Origin of the sequence: Rhodococcus sp. 06-1460-1B (assembly GCF_002258475.1) — a bacterium.
Taxonomy (GTDB): domain Bacteria; phylum Actinomycetota; class Actinomycetes; order Mycobacteriales; family Mycobacteriaceae; genus Rhodococcoides; species Rhodococcoides fascians.
Genome location: NZ_NOYS01000041.1, coordinates 127939 through 143017, shown reverse-complemented (window position 1 = coordinate 143017; position 15079 = coordinate 127939). Strand labels below are relative to the sequence as shown.

The following is a 15079-nucleotide window of genomic DNA, read 5'->3' as shown; positions in this document are numbered from 1 at the left end:
GGATGGCTAACGCTTCGCCTGGAGCCTCATTTGTCCAACAAGCCGTTAGACCAATGCGGTGGGGTTCGCCGTTGCGCTTTTCGACTGACTAGGGGGCGATACGGGTTCGCGACGAATGAGTCTCGTTGTCCCTAGTCCGCACAGAGCGTCGATCGCAAGGACGCTCTTCGTCCATCCGATACCGTGGCTGTCCGACACCGATCAGGACTGTCCGGTGTCGGAGGATCGGCGGCAGTTCGGTGTCACGAGAGTGTCACAAGTCGGTACGTTCGGACCTGGACTGGGCTGGACGGTTATGAACGAAAAGTGTTGTGAAGTAAACAAATATCGAGTCCACTGACGTCTGGGTGGATCCACTTCCAGGGACCTTGAAATCCGTCAAGTGTCGGTTCGAGTCCGACTGGGGGCACTGGAGTCCATATAAATCCGAACTTTTCGGATATGCAACGAGATTCGGCGGGTGTCGTGGACTCTGCGTATTTGGATGTACGTGAATGGACAAGTGGCGCAGCGGATCTGAATCCGCGGACTGGCCGAAGCTTGCTCGAACAATTCTCGGCGGATATGTGCAGCTCAGGGTAGGTCTCAGCTCGGCAATATGGCACGAGCAAAGTCCGCATACACGACAGTGGCAGCGGGGCATCTGGGGCAAGAGTGACTTTGTGGTCGGGCGTCACGCCTGCGCCCCACGCATGCCTCACCGTCGGCTGTGGACCGTTGAATAGTGGAGAAATCATCGGCGCTCGCCCGGCGACTGCAGCTGGTTCTTCTCGATCATGCTGTACCTTTCGGCCGGTGTCGCGAGCATCCCCGCGGACGGCCGGTCGGTGGCTGTTGAGCCGGAGCTTCCGCCCGTCGTCGCGAAGCGGATCGCGAGCACCGTGCAATTGCCCGGGACATCACGCTTCCAATCGAGTGGGAGCGCGATGGCATCGCTTTGGACTCAGCTCCGCGTGATCGAGTGCCCCCACCGGCGACTACGAGATGTAGCCCAGTAGCAGTGAGATGACGCCGACGGCGAACGGGGAGCTCGGAATGGCTATTCCGGTCGGCAGGTTCTCACCGCTGAGCACGGCCGGATCGGTGCGGGCTATCTCGGATTCGGATCCCGTTCGAAGTCCGAGTGGAGCGGACAGAACACGGTACAGATGGTGCTCTCTACCAATCGTTCGGTGATGTCGGAACATTGCCGGACCGCACCTAGGGCGATGACGTGAGTCATACGCGTGAGGGACCTTCCGCCCTGTCTCTTCCCCTATGTAGTTGCGGACAATGGGATCGTGACCTACTGCGACGCTGAGAGCTGACGTCGTGACCGGCCGTGGATGCGAATTCGATCCGACCGCGGGATCCATCGAAGACTCGAGGATAGAAGGTGGACGGTGCGGCAAATCCGTTCCAGTAGTGCACGATCGGTGAAACTGTCGTGAGCTGGATGGACGTCGAGCCCTTCCTGGTGGCGCTCGCCATCGGACTGCTGCTCGGGTTCGAGCGTGAACGCAGCCATATCCGCACGCTCCCGGCCGGGTCGCGTTCGTTCGCGCTGCTGTCTCTTGCCGGAGCCGTCGCCGCCGGCTTCGACATCTGGGCAGTCTCAGCCGGCATCGTCGTCGTAGGGCTGCTCATGGCGCTTGCCTATCTCCGCACCAGCGAGCAGGACGCGGGGACCACTACCGAGATAGCCGCGTTGGTGGCCTATCTGCTCGGTGCACTCGCCTATACCGACCCGTCGGTAGCCGTCGCCCTTTCCGTGATCGTGGCCGGACTGCTGATGTCGAAGTATCGCATTCATCGCTTCGCCCGTCAGATGGTCAGCGAGATCGAACTCGAAGACGCCATCAAGTTCCTCGTGGCGGCATTTGTCATCCTGCCGTTGTTACCTGATCGCGAAATCGGACCCTACGGTGTGCTCAACCCGGCCAAGGTATGGCTCCTCGTCGTTCTGCTCACCGGTATCGGATGGATCGGATACATCGGCGTCCGGACGCTCGGGCCTCAGCGCGGTCTGCTCGTCACGGGTCTTGCCGGCGGATTCGTATCCGCAAGTGCGACAACTGCGTCGATGGGCCGGCTGAGCCGGACAGCCGATGAGATGCGGGCACCGCTCGCCGGGGCGCTCGTTGCCAGCCTTGCCACCTTCATACAGTTGCTCGTCGTTATCGGTTTCGTCGAGCCAGACGTTCTTCGACGACTGTGGCCCCCGGTGGTTGCGGGTGCCATGGTGCTCGTTGTAGTCGCTGCCATCGTCTACCGCGGTGCCTCAGTGGCTCCACGAGACGCTGAGGTGATGAGCATTGGCGTCGAGCCGCATACCGCCGCGCGGCCGTTTTCGTTGCGGCCGGCACTCGTGTTGGCTGCTGTTCTCGTCTTCGCCCTCTTCGTCGGCCGATGGGGTGCTGACGTTCTGGGTTCGCGGGGAGCGGTGCTCGCCGCAGCTGCGGCGGGTCTCGCCGATGCTCACGCCGGTGCTCTCGGGGCGGCGAGCCTTGCTGCGAAAGGCACCATCACGGTCGACAGCGCGCTGCAGGCAATCGCCGCTGCGCTTGGATCGAATCTGCTGGTCAAGAGCGTGCTGGCCTTCACTTCAGGTGGGCATCGCTTCGGTCTCGGGTTTCTTGCGGCCATGGCTTTGCCGACCGTCGTCTTCGCCGTCGTGATGACCATCGCGGTGACGATGGGGTGAACTGCAGCGGACCTTTCCGCTCGTCGGTTTCGAGCGCAGAGGCGTCGATGCACGTCTTGTAGCTCAGCACGTAGCTCGACTGAGCCCGCGCGCGGGCGGAGGTGAGGTGCGCTCGTACGAAAGCGACCAGGGATCGATCGTGTTCTCGTGCAGTCGCCAGCCCGCGTCCTCGATCTCTCGGCAGAGTTTGTGAAGGCACCGAGTCATGCCCGGTGCCCACTGTTCCTGTGGCGGAATAGATCCCCAGATTCGGGGCACTGGGAACGTGTCGCTGAAATACACGGGTTTCTCGTCGACGACACCGACAAAACGCATGTAGGCGTTTCCCGATTGACTTGCCAGCGTTGCCAGCAAGGCCATCCACCAGTGTCGTGCTCCCACCTCCTCCACACGAACCACCAAATTCGACGACCCCTCGTCGAACTGTTCGATGGCGGCGTACGCCGTGCTGTCGGTGGTCTGAGGATGCGGAGAGCAGTCGGGCAGGGTGCCGTCGACGGTTGCCTGGACCTTCGATGTGTTCATGCCTTCTCCGTTTCGTTCCGGTTCGGTAAGCGACCCTATCGATCACGCGGTACCCGGTGCTGTCGTCGAACGTCCCCACTCGGAGGGGCCGAGGTCCTCGATCGCCGTGTTCGGCACCGATCCATGAACTTCCTCGGTCGTAGATGGCGAAAGCCTTTGTGTCGTAGTCGCGTTCTCGGTGAAGGTCAACACGTCCGCGCGTTGCTCCTCGGGCAGAGCCGGTATTTCGGCGTGCTGCCACAGGGCCGTTACTGCAATTTGCCTTTGCAGGCAGGGACGATGACGACCGGTATATCGGCTCGATGGAGTACCGCACGGCTGGTCGATCCGCCGAACAGCGGTGAGATCGCACCACGGCTCCTGGCCCCGAGCACGATGAGTTGCGCGTGGGATTGGGATGCGTACTCGAGGAGCGCATGTGACGGTCGGTCGTGTGCAGCGTGAGCCGTGACTTCGACGTCGGGATACTTCTCGGACCACGAGGCAACGAGGTGATCGATCCACCGCTGTGGAGCAGAATCGCCACGCATGCGCGGCCCCAGGTCGATGGATCGGGCGAACCCGGTTCGCGGTTGCAAGGACTCGTACGCGTGCACGGCAAGCAAGGAGGTGCCGAGTCGTGATGCCTGATCGAAGGCAACGTCAAGTACTGCATCGTCGTTGGACGAACAGTCGACGCCCACCACTGTGGGCGCGGTGTCGGACTCTGCCTCCGTTCCTGTGAAGCTTTGCGGGACAACAGCAATCGGGCATCGTGCGTGAGTGGCGACATCGGTACTGACCGAGCCCAGTACTGCCCGCGCGACGGTTCCCTTTCGACGAGAACCCAGCACGAGCATCCGAGCTGTGTCCGCGTACTCGTTCAATACCTCGTTGGGTGGGCCGGGATCCAGCACGGTCTCCACATCGGCGTCGTCGCCCAGGATCGACAGCGCGATGACGCGGGCGGCGGCCAGCGCGGACCGCGCACGAGCACGCGCACCCGACGCGGTGCCACTGTTCGCGTCCAGTGCTCCGGTGCGCGTGATGTCCAGATCGACACCGGCATAGACGAGCAACAGTGTGGTGTCTCGGCCGACTACGTCGGTGGCAGCCCAACGGACAGCGTTCCGAGCCGACACGGAGCCGTCGACGCCGACAACCGTGAGATTCTTTCGTTGGTCGATCGCAGTGGTCATGCATCGATCCTCTGGGGTCGGGTCGAGCGGGACGAGAGGCTTCGGACCTGTCGCACGGTGCCGAAGTCCTCGAATTCGGCACGACGGTCCGCACCGCTCGCCGGGTCGATCGAAGGTCCTGACAATCTGGGACGTTATACCCTGGGTTGCCCGATCCACTTGGGATGCAATGGGACTGCGTACCGATGAGTCCGCACGGAGTGGCCGAAAATCCTGTCGGACATTCGCCCATCGCAGATCGGAGTGGACACCATGGTTCTGGCCAATCGTCAGCGAGTCGTCGTCGGAGTGGACGGTTCGGAGAGCCGGCGGAGTCGCACTTCCGTATTTCGTCGACTGGCCGGCCTATGAACGTGAGGAGGCAGCACTCCTGTCCGAGAGCTTGGCCGGATGGGCCGAGAAATACCCGGATGTGCAGATCAATCACGAACTGCGCCAGGGGAATACTTCGCACACACTCGTGGATCTGTCCGCGCAGTCGCAGCTCGTCATCGTGGGCAGCCACGGACGCGGATCGATCGCCTCTCTGGTGCTGGGGTCGACCGGTGCCAATCTTGTTCACCACGCGCACCGTCCCGTCATGATCTGCCGCGACGGACGATGACCGGGCCCGTGACGAAACAGAGCAGCTACGAAGCCCCGTCGAGAAAGGCCCATGTCATGGAAGAACACACTTGGTCGGTCGAAATCACCATCGACGAACACGACGACAAGACACGTGCCCTGGCGCGGTTGCACACTCGCGACGACACGAAGCTGACCGGGGTAGGGCTGGCGCGAAAGAGCCCCGAGGACCCGATGGTCCCCGAGATAGGCGACGAGCTTGCCGTCGCACGAGCACTGTCGGATCTCGCTCATCAGCTGCTCGAATGCAGTGCGCAAGACCTGGAACAGGTTGTCCACGAACCTGTCCGAGTGCGGCTGTGAACGTACCACGCGATCCATCGTGGCTGTCTGCAGGTGCGCAGGAGAACGATGCACGATGTGCCGAAGCCGAAGCCGAGGAAGGCATAAGCGAACGACGCCGCCGCGGCATCGTCGTTCTCGGCACTGTTCAGTTGGCAATGGCTTTGGCCGCTTGGCTCGATCTTGCGCTACGTAGTAGCAGGCAGGTTAGTGGCAGCAAGCGGCTGTGGGCCGCGGTCATATGCGTCAATTTCTTCGGTCCGATCGCATACTTCTTTTTTGGCCGGCGATCGGATCCGCTCCAATAGGCGTCGCCGCTGTAGCTGAGCCACGTCCGACCGATCGACTTGCTGGTGCCAGTACGGTGACGCCTGCCCCGATGACGGCGGGCAGTGCGAAGGCCGAGTGCCGAGCCTCACGGCATCAATCTGTGGGCCGGTGCCGGGCACCGCAGCGCTTCCAATGACCCGGCAACGCGAATTATCGAAGAATTGGCCTCGGAGTTGTGAGGAATGTCCAGGTGTAAAAACCGCACGGATCGTGGTGTTTGAACCCACGCTCCAAAACCCGCATCGGGTGTGCGGGATTGAGTACCGTCGTAGACATGCAACTGACTCGCTTCAGTGATCTGGCCCTACGGGCGATGATGTTGCTGGCAGCCGCCGGCCCGGACGGCCCACGGATGACCACCGGAGCCATTGCAGTTCGAGTCAACGCGTCGGAACACCATGTAGCGAAAGCGATTACACGCTTGGTCGGATTGGGCTGCGTCCGTGCGCAGCGCGGCCGCACCGGTGGGCTCTTCCTCACCGACACGGGCCGATCGATATCGGTGGGCCACCTGATCCGTCAACTCGAAGGCGATCGCGAAGTCGTCGAGTGCGTAGGGGACCAGCCCTGCCCACTTCTTGCCGCCTGCCGATTGCGGCATGCCCTGGCCGTCGCCAAAGAAGCGTTCTATGGCGAACTCGACCGCTACACGATCGACGATCTAGCCGCGTCCCCGACCATTTCACTCGCAATGGTCGCTTTTCCCTCACCCTGACCTGCCATTTCGACGTCGGCGGTCCATTGGAAGGAATACCTATGTCCACGTTCGGTCCCCTCACTGTCGAGCACGAGCTCCAACCCGATCACGTCGACGTCGTCAGAGCGACGTTGCCGTTGGTGGGTGCCAATATCGACGCCATCACAACAAACTTCTATGCACGCATGTTCGCCGCACGACCGGAGCTGCTGCGAAACCTGTTCAACCGCGGGAATCAGGCACAGGGAGCGCAGCAACGAGCTCTGGCCGCGTCGATCGCAACGTACGCCACCCATCTGGTTGACCCGACGCTGCCGCACCCGCACGAAATGCTGTCCCGGATCGGACACAAGCACGCATCTCTCGGAATTACCGCCGACCAGTACTCGATCGTCTACGAGCACCTCTTCGCTGCGATCGTCGACGTACTCGGTGCCGAGACAGTGACGACCGAAGTCGCCGAAGCCTGGGACCGGGTGTATTGGATGATGGCCGACACTCTCGTCGATCTCGAGAACCGCCTTTACGAGAGCGCGGGAGTGGTTGCGGGACAGGTCTTTCACCGCGGAATCGTCACTACGCGCACCGAAGATCCGTCCGGGGTAGTGGTGATCGGTGTGACCGGCGACTGGCCCGAGCTTCGAAAGGAGCACCCGGGTGGGTACGTCTCGGTCGGAGTGACTCTGCCCGACGGCGCGCGACAGATCCGCCAGTACAGCCTCATCTCCGGCAGTGACACAGGCGAATTGACGTTCGCCGTCAAGCCTGTCGTCGCCAGCGGTGGCTGCCCGGCAGGTGAAGTGTCGAACTGGATCTCGAGCACGCTACGCCCGGGAGACCTCATCGACATCAGCATCCCGTTCGGTGATCTGCCGACAGCCGACATCTCTGCGGGGTCCGCCGTATTGATCTCGGCCGGCATCGGCATCACGCCGATGAACGGGATTCTCGAACATCTCGCTCTGTCGGGTACGCAATCCGAGGTGTTGGTTGTCCACGCAGACCGTAGCCCCGCCGACCATCCGCTTCGGGCCCGTCAGCGACAACTGGTCGACGCCTTGCCGAACGCCGTCCTCGAACTCTGGTACGAGGAGCCCGGCGATGTGGCCGATGCACACCATGGGCGGTTGGATCTCACTCTTGTCGAACTTCCTCAGGGTGCGACGTTCTTCGTCTGCGGCGGTATCGGTTTCGTGCAGGCCGCCAGATCGCAACTCGTCGACTGTGGGGTCGACAAGTCGCGTGTCCATTGCGAACTGTTCGCCCCGGACGAGTGGTTGCTCGGCGTAAGCGTCGTCCGGTAGCCGCGCCGGCGTCCCGGGCCACCTTCTGTCGTCAGATGGAAACGCCGTGGCGGCGATCTCCGAGAACGCGTTCGGCCACAAGAGCTTCCATAGCGGCCGAGAAGGGCTCATGTCTGCCCTCCCTGACGTCAACATCACCTGTGCGATCCGAGTCGTTGTTCGTAGTCGAGGTCATTGTCAGGCATCTCCATCTCGTTCGGTGTTCTTCACAGGATCGACGACAACGTGTGAATAAGCAAGAATGTTTGCTGTTTCAGCAAAGGGGGAGGGCAATGTGAGACTTCGGTGCAGTGTTGCCCGACGCGCGAAATCAGGCGGCGAGTTGCACCTTCCGTAGGGTCATGTGGTGCAGTGAGCATATTCCGCCCAATGAGGAAGGCTCGCACATGTTCTCGTCCTTCATCCCGCCGCGCCAAGTCACGATCGGGGCAGCCGCCGCCTTCGTCGGCACCACTCCGCGAGCGATTCGCCACTATCACCAGATCGGTCTGTTGCCGGAGCCCGAGCGGGGGAGCGACGACCGCCGCCGCTACGGCTACGACGAGATGATTCGGCTGATGTGGATCCGCCGAATGGCGGACGCCGGCATTGCCCTCGACGATATCCGCGACGCGTTGGCCGACGCGTCCGGCACCTCCGACAGCGACGTCGCGCGCATCCTTGATCGGCTCGAAGGGGTCATCGTCGCCAGGCAGGCCGAACTCGAGCGGCAACGGACCGCCGTGCAGCGCATGCGTGCGCGGGGGAGCAGGTTGGGCCTGCTCTCCGATGTCGTGAGTGAGCGCCTCGTCGACTTGCCCCAGGGAGCGGTGCGGCAGGACGACCTGGACACCCTGCTCGTGACCGAGCGGATCTTCGGCGAGCTCGGCGCGTCGGTCCAGGCGTCGCGTGTCATCGCCCTGGCCACCCACCTGGACTTGCGGGAGTATTCCGACCGAGTCGACGCCGCCGAAGGGGCGCTCGACGACTCGGTCTCCGTCGACGACCCCCGCGTGGCGGAGGTCGCGGCCGAACGGCACGCCTTCGAGACCGCCCTCCATGCGGTCATCGAGAGCTCCGGCCTGGCGCAGGCCGACGACGCCCGATTCGACGCCTGGGACGAGTCGCACCCCGCTCTCGCCGACGCCGGTCCGGCGTGCGGGTCGACGAGCCTCACCGAGGCCGTCCGGATGATGCCGTACGACTTCTCTCCTGCACGCCTGCGGTGCATGGAATTGGCCCTGGAACTCGACGAACCCCGGTAGCGCTTCGGGAATCAGGTGCTGGGCGCAGAGGAACTCAGGTGTGTTGGGGCGCTCTAGGCAAGGTCCGCGCGATACGGTCGGAAGAACTCGCGTAGTTCTCGAGCGTACAGCTCGGGCTCCACGAACGGAGCGAAGTGCCCACCGCGCGGAAGTTCTTTCACACGAACGACATTCGCGACGCGGTCGAGCCACGCGCGGGGCGGATTCGTGAAGAGGTCACCCGAAAAGAACGAGAACCCTGACGGCACCTCGACGCGGCGGGCGTGCTGCTCCGAGGGAATGGACGCGTTGGCGTTGTACATACGCATCGACGAGCCGATGGTCTCGGTGAGCCAGTAGAGGGTGACGTTCGTGAGGATCTCGTCCTTGGTGAAATTGCGCTCGATGTCACCGTCGCCGTCGGTCCACCCTCGCAGCTTCTCGACGATCCATGCGGCCAACCCGGCCGGGGAGTCGGTCAACCCGACGGCAGCGGTCTGCGGTTTCGTGCGGTGCATCGCAGCGTATGCACCCTCTGTACTGCCCCACGCGGCGGACCTGTCGAGAAAGTCCTGCTCCTGCGGTGACAGTTCGGCGCGGTCGCCGGTGAACACGGGCAGTCCCGCATCCATACGGTGGACGGCCACGACAGAGTCGGGGTGATCGAGTGCCAGGTAGCGGCTGACGGCGCTGCCGATGTCGCCTCCGGCAGCCCCGTAGCGGGTGTACCCCAAAATCTGCATCAGCTCCGCCCAAACGCCGGCTACCGCAATCGAATTCAAAGGGGCACCTACCGGTGTATCCGAATAGCCGTAACCTGGCATGTCGGGCACGATGACGTCGAAGGCATCGGCGGGGTCGGCACCGTGTGCGCCCGGGTCGGTCAGCAGCGACACCACTTTCGAGTAGCGCCAGAACGAGTCCGGCCATCCATGGCTGAGAACCACGGGAAGAACCGGGCCCACCGGTGCCACTGCCCGCGCGTGCACGAAGTGGATGCCCAGATCGCCGACGTCGACCCGGAATCGAGGATGCTTCGATAGGGCAGACTCCTTTGCTGTCCAGTCGAATTCGTCGGCCCAGTATTCGACGAGTTCACGCAGGTACTCGACGTCGACACCGAGCGACCACCCAGCATCGGCAGGACTGTCCGGCCACCGTGTTGCGCGAAGTCGTGTTCTCAGGTCATCCAGCGTCGCAGCAAGAGTCGTCGAAACGAATGGTTCGGGACGCGTCATGAAGGGGAGTCTACGTCCTGATGTGGCCGGGGTCAGGGGAGTCGGTGGGACCACGTGGTCACGTCCGCCGCTGTGCCAGAGTCAGTTTCGTCGCTACAGAGCTTCGGCCACTACCGATCGATTCGATACCGAAGGGGTCGAAGTCCTCGGCCATCCAGTTCGGCGATAGGGGCCCATCGGGTCGTCGGTCAGATTGGTTGTCCCGTTCACGCTCCGGCCATTGTTCGTTCACTGGTGTGCCCGATTCGGTTCGGACCATGGTCACAGGCGGTACCGAATCGCCACGAGGAGGACTGGCCATGTCATATCCATCGAGCGCGGAACGGGTTGTGGTCGCAGCGCGACGAACCCCGTGGTACCGACATCTGTACATCTGGGTTCTGATCGCCATGGCCCTCGGCACCTCGGTCGGCCTCCTCTGGCCCACGACCGGCAAAGCCCTCAAACCACTGGGCGACGCCTTCGTCAGCCTTCTGACGATGACGCTCGCACCATTGGTGCTGTGCATGGTCGTCGCAGGCATCGGCGCGGTCGCGAATCTCGGTTCGGTCGGAAAGGTCGCTCTGCGGTCGCTTCTCTACTTCGAAGTTGTCACCTCGATCGCACTCGGCCTCGGCCTCCTTGCCGTCAATATGATCGAACCGGGCGCGGGCCTGAACACGGACGTCGACTCGCTCGAAGTGACCGACAAAGTCGCGGACGGCATCGCCGCCGGCCAGGACCTCTCCTGGTACGACTACATCCTTCAGATCATCCCGTCCAACATCATTGCCAGTTTGGCAGACGGTGCCATCCTCCCGATTCTGTTCTTCGCAATTCTCTTCGGCATCAGCCTCCAGCTGATGGGGGAGCGCGGACGCGACATCGCTCGCGGTGTGGAACGGCTGAGCGAGGCGCTTTTTCAGGTCGTCAGAATCGTGGTGTGGGCGGCACCGGTCGGTGTATTCGGGGCCATGGCCTTCACCGCAGGAAATTTCGGTGCCGCTTCGTTGGGTGCGCTGGCCAAACTGATTGCGACGTTCTATGCCACGTCCCTGGTGTTTGTCGTCGTCGTCCTGGGCGGCATCCTCATGCTGGTCGGTTTGCGGCCGTGGCGAGTGCTGCGTTACTTCAAAGATGAGGTTCTGCTCGCTCTCGGTGCGTCGTCGTCGGAGGTCGCGTTGCCGGGGATCGTGCGCAAACTGGAGAATATCGGCGTCACGAAAGGCACGGCAGGCATCAGTGTTACCGCTGGATACTCCTTCAACCTCGACGGCACGTGTATCTACCTGACTTTGACGACGGTATTCATAGCTCAAGCACTCGGCATCGACCTTTCGTTGGGCCAACAGGTAATCCTGATCTTGGTAATGCTGTTGGCCTCCAAGGGAACTGCGGGGGTCACCGGCGGGGGATTCGTCATGCTGACCACCAGTGTTTCCGCGACGAACCTGATACCGGTGGCCGGTGTCATGCTGGTGTTCGGGGTCGACAGGTTCATGTCCGAGTGCCGCGCGGTGGTGAATTCGCTCGGCAATGCGGTGGCGGGCATCGTCGTCGCCCGCTGGCAGGGTGAAATCGAACCGGACAAGGTGCACGCGATCATGGCCGGACACCAGCCGGGCTTCGTACACGAATCGAACAAGATGACAAAGGGTTTCGACACCACTGCACTCGTGCCGGATCCACAACCTGTCCCCTCGGCACGATGACGCTCACCAGTCTGCAACGGCTGCGAGTGTACGTGGGCATCGTGGATGCCGGCAGCGTATCCGCTGGGGCGCGCGCTCTGGGCATCACCCAATCCACGGCGTCGACACACCTCCGGCAGCTCGAAGTCGAAGTGGGATCACTGCTCATCGAACGAACCGGCCGGCGCTTCGCGCCGACCGAGGCAGGCAACGTCCTGCTCGCACACGCCCGTCGCCTGATCGTTGTCGCCGACGAGGCTGTGGACGATTTGGCCAAGATGAGCCTGCGGCCGTTGACCGGGGCCCTCGTCGTAGGGGCGACGACGACAACCACCGAGGGCTCTTTCCTTCCCGCTACGTTGCGAAAATTCACAGCTGCCTACCCGGAGGTCACTCTCGATCTGCGGGTGGAGAACTCGACCACATTGCTACGCAAAGTGTTCGACGGTGATGTCGGAGTGGCAATTCTCGCCGACGAGGTGGACAGCCCTTTGCTCACCGTCGTGCCACTCGCGCCGGAGGAACAAACAGTCATCGTCTCCCGTGCGCACCCGTTGGCAGGGTTGTCGGGTGATTCTCGAACCCTGCGGGGCTCGGTTGTCCTCTTGCGTGAAGAGGGATCTGCAACAAGGCGATTCCAGGAATCGCTGCTGGAAAGTTGGAAAATCCCACTGGTTCGCACATGGACTCTGGCGAGTACCGGTGCGATCGTATCCGCAGTGGCGGAAGGTTTGGGTATGTCCTTCCTGCCGCGAGTGGCATGCCAAGATGCGTTGGCGTCGAACAGGATTGCCGAGCTGAACCTGGACCCGCTGCCATCGCCCCGGCCGGTCTCTCTGATACATCGTAACGACCGCCACCTGAGCCGAGCCGAAGAGCATTTCCTCGCTCTCGTCGCCGACGGCATTCCCACCACGACACATTCACAACAAGGAGTTACACCATGAAGTCCCGTACGTTCAGCGTCAATTCCCGTACCTATGTCCTGCCGGAGGCGCCGGTGGTGGTGATCTGCATCGACGGCAGTGAGCCCGACTATCACGTCGAGGCGATGAAGGCCGGACTGATGCCGTGGCTGAGCAACATGCTCAATGGTGAGTCGAGTTCGTGGCCCGCGCACTGCGCTATGCCGGCGTTGACCAACCCGAACAACATCTCCATCGCCACCGGACATCCCCCCAAGGTGCACGGAATCAGCGGCAACTACATCTACGACACCGCGACCGGCGAAGAAGTACTCATGAATGACAAGCGGTTTCTCCGGGCACCCACCGTCTTCGCAGCAGCCAACGACGCCGGCCTCGACGTCGTGGTGGTCACCGCGAAAGACAAGCTACGACGCCTGCTCGGTGCCGGGCTCGTCGAAGAGGGACCAAGCATGAACGGCAGCGGGACATTCGAAATGCCGTCCCGGACCGGCATCTGCTTCTCGGCGGAGAAGGCCGATCAGGCAACTATCGCCGACAATGGAATCGACGACGTCCTCGAACTGGTCGGAAAGCCCTTGCCGCAGGTGTATTCGGCGGACCTCTCGGAATTCGCGCTCGCCGCCGGAGTCGAGATCCTCGAATCCCGTGGTGCGGACCTGATGTATCTGACGTTGACCGACTACATCCAGCACAAGCACGCCCCCGGGACCGACGTCGCAAACGCCTTCTACGCGATGATCGATTCCTATGCAGCGCGACTCGACGCGTTGGGAGCAGTTGTCGTGCTGACTGCCGACCACGGAATGAGTGCAAAGACCGACGCCGACGGTGTCACGCGTGTGGTCTATGTCGAGGACGAGGTGCGTCGCATTCTCGGAGTCGCTCCGACAGATGCCAATAGCGAGGGCGCAGAGGGCATTCGCGTGATCCTTCCGATCACCGACCCGTACACGGTGCACCACGGGGCACTCGGTTCGTTCGCCAGCATCTACCTGCCGGCCGACGCGGACAGGAATTTTGTCATCGAACAACTGCGGAAATTGGACGGGGTGCAGGCAGTCCACACCCGAGATGAAGCGGTGGAGATCTACCACCAGCCGGCGGACCGGATCGGAGACATCATTCTGCTCGCCGAAGCCGGGACAGCGGTGGGTCGATACGCTGACTGGCACGATCTCAGCGGATTGGACGCACCGCTCCGTTCGCATGGAGCGCTGGGCGAATTGCAGATCCCATTCATCATCAACCGCCGATTGCCGCAGCCCGAGCAGCTGGACGAGCCCTACGGCGAGCCGGCGGTGGTGCACAACTACGACGCGTTCTGGATAGCAACAACATTGGTCGCCGAAGCAGAGGCTCTCGCCGCCGGCTGAGCAGCAGGCAAGCAACGTCCGGTGCGTCTTGGGAGAGGTCGAATCGCACCCGGACCATTGCCTATGGGGCAATGGTCCGGGCCACTTCATGCGATTATCGAGGCACCGATGATGCGTTCGGTTTCGTTCCAGAGGAATGCGCCCAATTCCGGATCACGGCTTGTACGAACGGGTTCGGCGATTACCGGTGGGCCCGAGGCATTCCTTCTCGGACCGAGGTAGACCTCGTCGATCGGTAGATCGCGAGCCGCGATTGCCGCTACCGCTGATTCGGCAGCCGAGTCCTTGCCCTGCACCACGGACGTGAATGCGGGCCCGAGGACTCGGGCAGCTGCTCGGACAACGACAGGTCGAGTGTGGATCCCCGGCCGATCAGCGGTCAATGCGTCGATTGCTCCGCCTGGATGGGCAACGATCGACGCGACCGAAGAATGCCGGCTCCGAAGTCTGCGGGACAGCTCGAAACCCAGAATCTCCGTCGCGTGTTTGGACATGGCGTACGCCGCACGTGGGCGATAGGACTGCTGTGACAGCCAGTTGTTCGGATCGAACGAAATGCGCTGCGTCAGCATGCTTCCGATGCTCACGACTCGGGCACCCGGTGCCCGTTCCAAGGATGGAAGGGCGAGACGGAGTAGCTCCACATGTGCGAGCGCATTCGTGCCCACAGTCAGCTCCACGCCGAAGGGGCCACTCTCGAACGACGCGGGTGCAGCAACCAAGCCTGCATTCATGACCAGACCATCGAGTTGTGCGGTGTTGCGTAACTCTTCGCCCGCCCGACGGACGGAGTCGATGTCCGTCAGGTCCATCTCCAGGAACCGGTGGCGACTTGAGTGGGGTAGGAGACCGATTGCATGTCGTCCTCGTTCCGGAGAACGGGCCACCACGATAACTTCGGCACCCAGGCCCGCGAGCCGTTCGGCAAGGAAATATCCGATTCCTGACGTAGCGCCCGTGACGGCGACCGTGCGCCCGTCGAGTCGATCCAGTTCCAACATCCGCATCTCCTTCAAGTCTTGA

The 15079-nt window shown here is 62.5% G+C and carries 15 protein-coding genes; 10 read left to right on the top strand and 5 right to left on the bottom strand.

Annotated elements, in window-relative coordinates; translation table 11 throughout:
• Nucleotides 1-977: 977 nt before the first annotated feature.
• Complete coding sequence (locus CH268_RS23560) at nucleotides 978-1187, bottom strand: hypothetical protein (protein WP_094666056.1); 210 nt, start codon at nucleotides 1185-1187, stop codon at nucleotides 978-980.
• Nucleotides 1188-1435: 248 nt separating this feature from the next.
• Between CH268_RS23560 and CH268_RS23555 the strand changes: the two genes are divergently transcribed.
• Nucleotides 1436-2683 (top strand): MgtC/SapB family protein, encoded by a 1248-nt coding sequence (locus CH268_RS23555; protein ID WP_094666055.1) that lies wholly within the window; start codon nucleotides 1436-1438, stop codon nucleotides 2681-2683.
• Between the two features lie 63 nt (nucleotides 2684-2746).
• Here CH268_RS23555 and CH268_RS23550 read toward each other — a convergent pair whose 3' ends face one another.
• Complete coding sequence (locus CH268_RS23550; RefSeq protein WP_239536011.1) at nucleotides 2747-3208, bottom strand: hypothetical protein; 462 nt, start codon at nucleotides 3206-3208, stop codon at nucleotides 2747-2749.
• Between the two features lie 248 nt (nucleotides 3209-3456).
• Entirely contained in the window at nucleotides 3457-4386 is a 930-nt protein-coding gene (locus CH268_RS23545) for a universal stress protein (protein ID WP_094666054.1), read from the bottom strand.
• Here CH268_RS23545 and CH268_RS28340 point away from each other — a divergent pair.
• From CH268_RS28340 to CH268_RS23515, 6 genes are all read left to right on the top strand, one after another.
• Nucleotides 4385-4990, top strand: coding sequence for a universal stress protein (locus tag CH268_RS28340; RefSeq protein WP_141215188.1), 606 nt, complete (start codon nucleotides 4385-4387; stop codon nucleotides 4988-4990). The genes CH268_RS23545 and CH268_RS28340 overlap by 2 nt on opposite strands.
• A gap of 56 nt (nucleotides 4991-5046) precedes the next feature.
• The gene (locus CH268_RS23535) at nucleotides 5047-5313 is read left to right on the top strand and encodes a DUF1876 domain-containing protein (protein WP_032401200.1); all 267 of its coding nucleotides are present in this window, start codon (nucleotides 5047-5049) and stop codon (nucleotides 5311-5313) included.
• The gene (locus CH268_RS28480) at nucleotides 5256-5600 is read left to right on the top strand and encodes a PLD nuclease N-terminal domain-containing protein (protein ID WP_094666052.1); all 345 of its coding nucleotides are present in this window, start codon (nucleotides 5256-5258) and stop codon (nucleotides 5598-5600) included. The genes CH268_RS23535 and CH268_RS28480 overlap by 58 nt, the downstream gene beginning before the upstream one ends.
• Before the next feature lie 296 nt (nucleotides 5601-5896).
• The gene (locus tag CH268_RS23525; RefSeq protein ID WP_094666051.1) at nucleotides 5897-6337 is read left to right on the top strand and encodes an RrF2 family transcriptional regulator; all 441 of its coding nucleotides are present in this window, start codon (nucleotides 5897-5899) and stop codon (nucleotides 6335-6337) included.
• Nucleotides 6338-6378: 41 nt separating this feature from the next.
• The gene (locus CH268_RS23520; protein WP_094666050.1) at nucleotides 6379-7623 is read left to right on the top strand and encodes a globin domain-containing protein; all 1245 of its coding nucleotides are present in this window, start codon (nucleotides 6379-6381) and stop codon (nucleotides 7621-7623) included.
• Nucleotides 7624-8009: 386 nt separating this feature from the next.
• Nucleotides 8010-8867, top strand: a complete 858-nt coding sequence (locus CH268_RS23515) for a MerR family transcriptional regulator (RefSeq protein ID WP_048319501.1) — start codon at nucleotides 8010-8012, stop codon at nucleotides 8865-8867.
• Nucleotides 8868-8920: 53 nt separating this feature from the next.
• Here the strand turns inward: CH268_RS23515 and CH268_RS23510 are convergent, their stop codons facing one another.
• Complete coding sequence (locus tag CH268_RS23510) at nucleotides 8921-10084, bottom strand: epoxide hydrolase family protein (protein WP_094666049.1); 1164 nt, start codon at nucleotides 10082-10084, stop codon at nucleotides 8921-8923.
• Between the two features lie 299 nt (nucleotides 10085-10383).
• Here CH268_RS23510 and CH268_RS23505 point away from each other — a divergent pair, with 299 nt between their 5' ends.
• Genes CH268_RS23505 through phnA form a run of 3 tightly spaced genes read left to right on the top strand, consistent with a single transcriptional unit; the run spans nucleotide 10384 to nucleotide 14056 of the window.
• Complete coding sequence (locus CH268_RS23505) at nucleotides 10384-11775, top strand: cation:dicarboxylate symporter family transporter (protein ID WP_176458039.1); 1392 nt, start codon at nucleotides 10384-10386, stop codon at nucleotides 11773-11775.
• On the top strand, nucleotides 11772-12701 hold the full coding sequence (locus CH268_RS23500; protein ID WP_057473796.1) for a LysR family transcriptional regulator: 930 nt from the start codon (nucleotides 11772-11774) through the stop codon (nucleotides 12699-12701). Before CH268_RS23505 ends, CH268_RS23500 begins: the two co-directional genes overlap by 4 nt.
• Nucleotides 12698-14056 (top strand): phosphonoacetate hydrolase, encoded by a 1359-nt coding sequence (gene phnA, locus CH268_RS23495; RefSeq protein WP_032385623.1) that lies wholly within the window; start codon nucleotides 12698-12700, stop codon nucleotides 14054-14056. Before CH268_RS23500 ends, phnA begins: the two co-directional genes overlap by 4 nt.
• A gap of 86 nt (nucleotides 14057-14142) precedes the next feature.
• On the opposite strand, the gene CH268_RS23490 is transcribed toward phnA, so the two are convergent.
• Nucleotides 14143-15057, bottom strand: coding sequence for an SDR family NAD(P)-dependent oxidoreductase (locus CH268_RS23490; protein WP_176458038.1), 915 nt, complete (start codon nucleotides 15055-15057; stop codon nucleotides 14143-14145).
• Nucleotides 15058-15079: the final 22 nt, after the last annotated feature.

What these genes read in the sequence shown, in the direction of transcription:
- CH268_RS23515 (WP_048319501.1), top strand. Translation starts at nt 8,010, where the DNA reads ATGTTCTCGTCCTTCATCCCGCCGCGCCAAGTCACGATCGGGGCAGCC.
- CH268_RS23510 (WP_094666049.1), bottom strand. Translation starts at nt 10,084, where the DNA reads ATGACGCGTCCCGAACCATTCGTTTCGACGACTCTTGCTGCGACGCTG.
- CH268_RS23535 (WP_032401200.1), top strand. Translation starts at nt 5,047, where the DNA reads ATGGAAGAACACACTTGGTCGGTCGAAATCACCATCGACGAACACGAC.
- CH268_RS23550 (WP_239536011.1), bottom strand. Translation starts at nt 3,208, where the DNA reads ATGAACACATCGAAGGTCCAGGCAACCGTCGACGGCACCCTGCCCGAC.
- phnA (WP_032385623.1), top strand. Translation starts at nt 12,698, where the DNA reads ATGAAGTCCCGTACGTTCAGCGTCAATTCCCGTACCTATGTCCTGCCG.
- CH268_RS23500 (WP_057473796.1), top strand. Translation starts at nt 11,772, where the DNA reads ATGACGCTCACCAGTCTGCAACGGCTGCGAGTGTACGTGGGCATCGTG.
- CH268_RS23545 (WP_094666054.1), bottom strand. Translation starts at nt 4,386, where the DNA reads ATGACCACTGCGATCGACCAACGAAAGAATCTCACGGTTGTCGGCGTC.
- CH268_RS28340 (WP_141215188.1), top strand. Translation starts at nt 4,385, where the DNA reads ATGCATCGATCCTCTGGGGTCGGGTCGAGCGGGACGAGAGGCTTCGGA.
- CH268_RS23505 (WP_176458039.1), top strand. Translation starts at nt 10,384, where the DNA reads ATGTCATATCCATCGAGCGCGGAACGGGTTGTGGTCGCAGCGCGACGA.
- CH268_RS23555 (WP_094666055.1), top strand. Translation starts at nt 1,436, where the DNA reads ATGGACGTCGAGCCCTTCCTGGTGGCGCTCGCCATCGGACTGCTGCTC.
- CH268_RS28480 (WP_094666052.1), top strand. Translation starts at nt 5,256, where the DNA reads ATGCAGTGCGCAAGACCTGGAACAGGTTGTCCACGAACCTGTCCGAGT.
- CH268_RS23520 (WP_094666050.1), top strand. Translation starts at nt 6,379, where the DNA reads ATGTCCACGTTCGGTCCCCTCACTGTCGAGCACGAGCTCCAACCCGAT.
- CH268_RS23490 (WP_176458038.1), bottom strand. Translation starts at nt 15,057, where the DNA reads ATGTTGGAACTGGATCGACTCGACGGGCGCACGGTCGCCGTCACGGGC.
- CH268_RS23560 (WP_094666056.1), bottom strand. Translation starts at nt 1,187, where the DNA reads ATGTTCCGACATCACCGAACGATTGGTAGAGAGCACCATCTGTACCGT.
- CH268_RS23525 (WP_094666051.1), top strand. Translation starts at nt 5,897, where the DNA reads ATGCAACTGACTCGCTTCAGTGATCTGGCCCTACGGGCGATGATGTTG.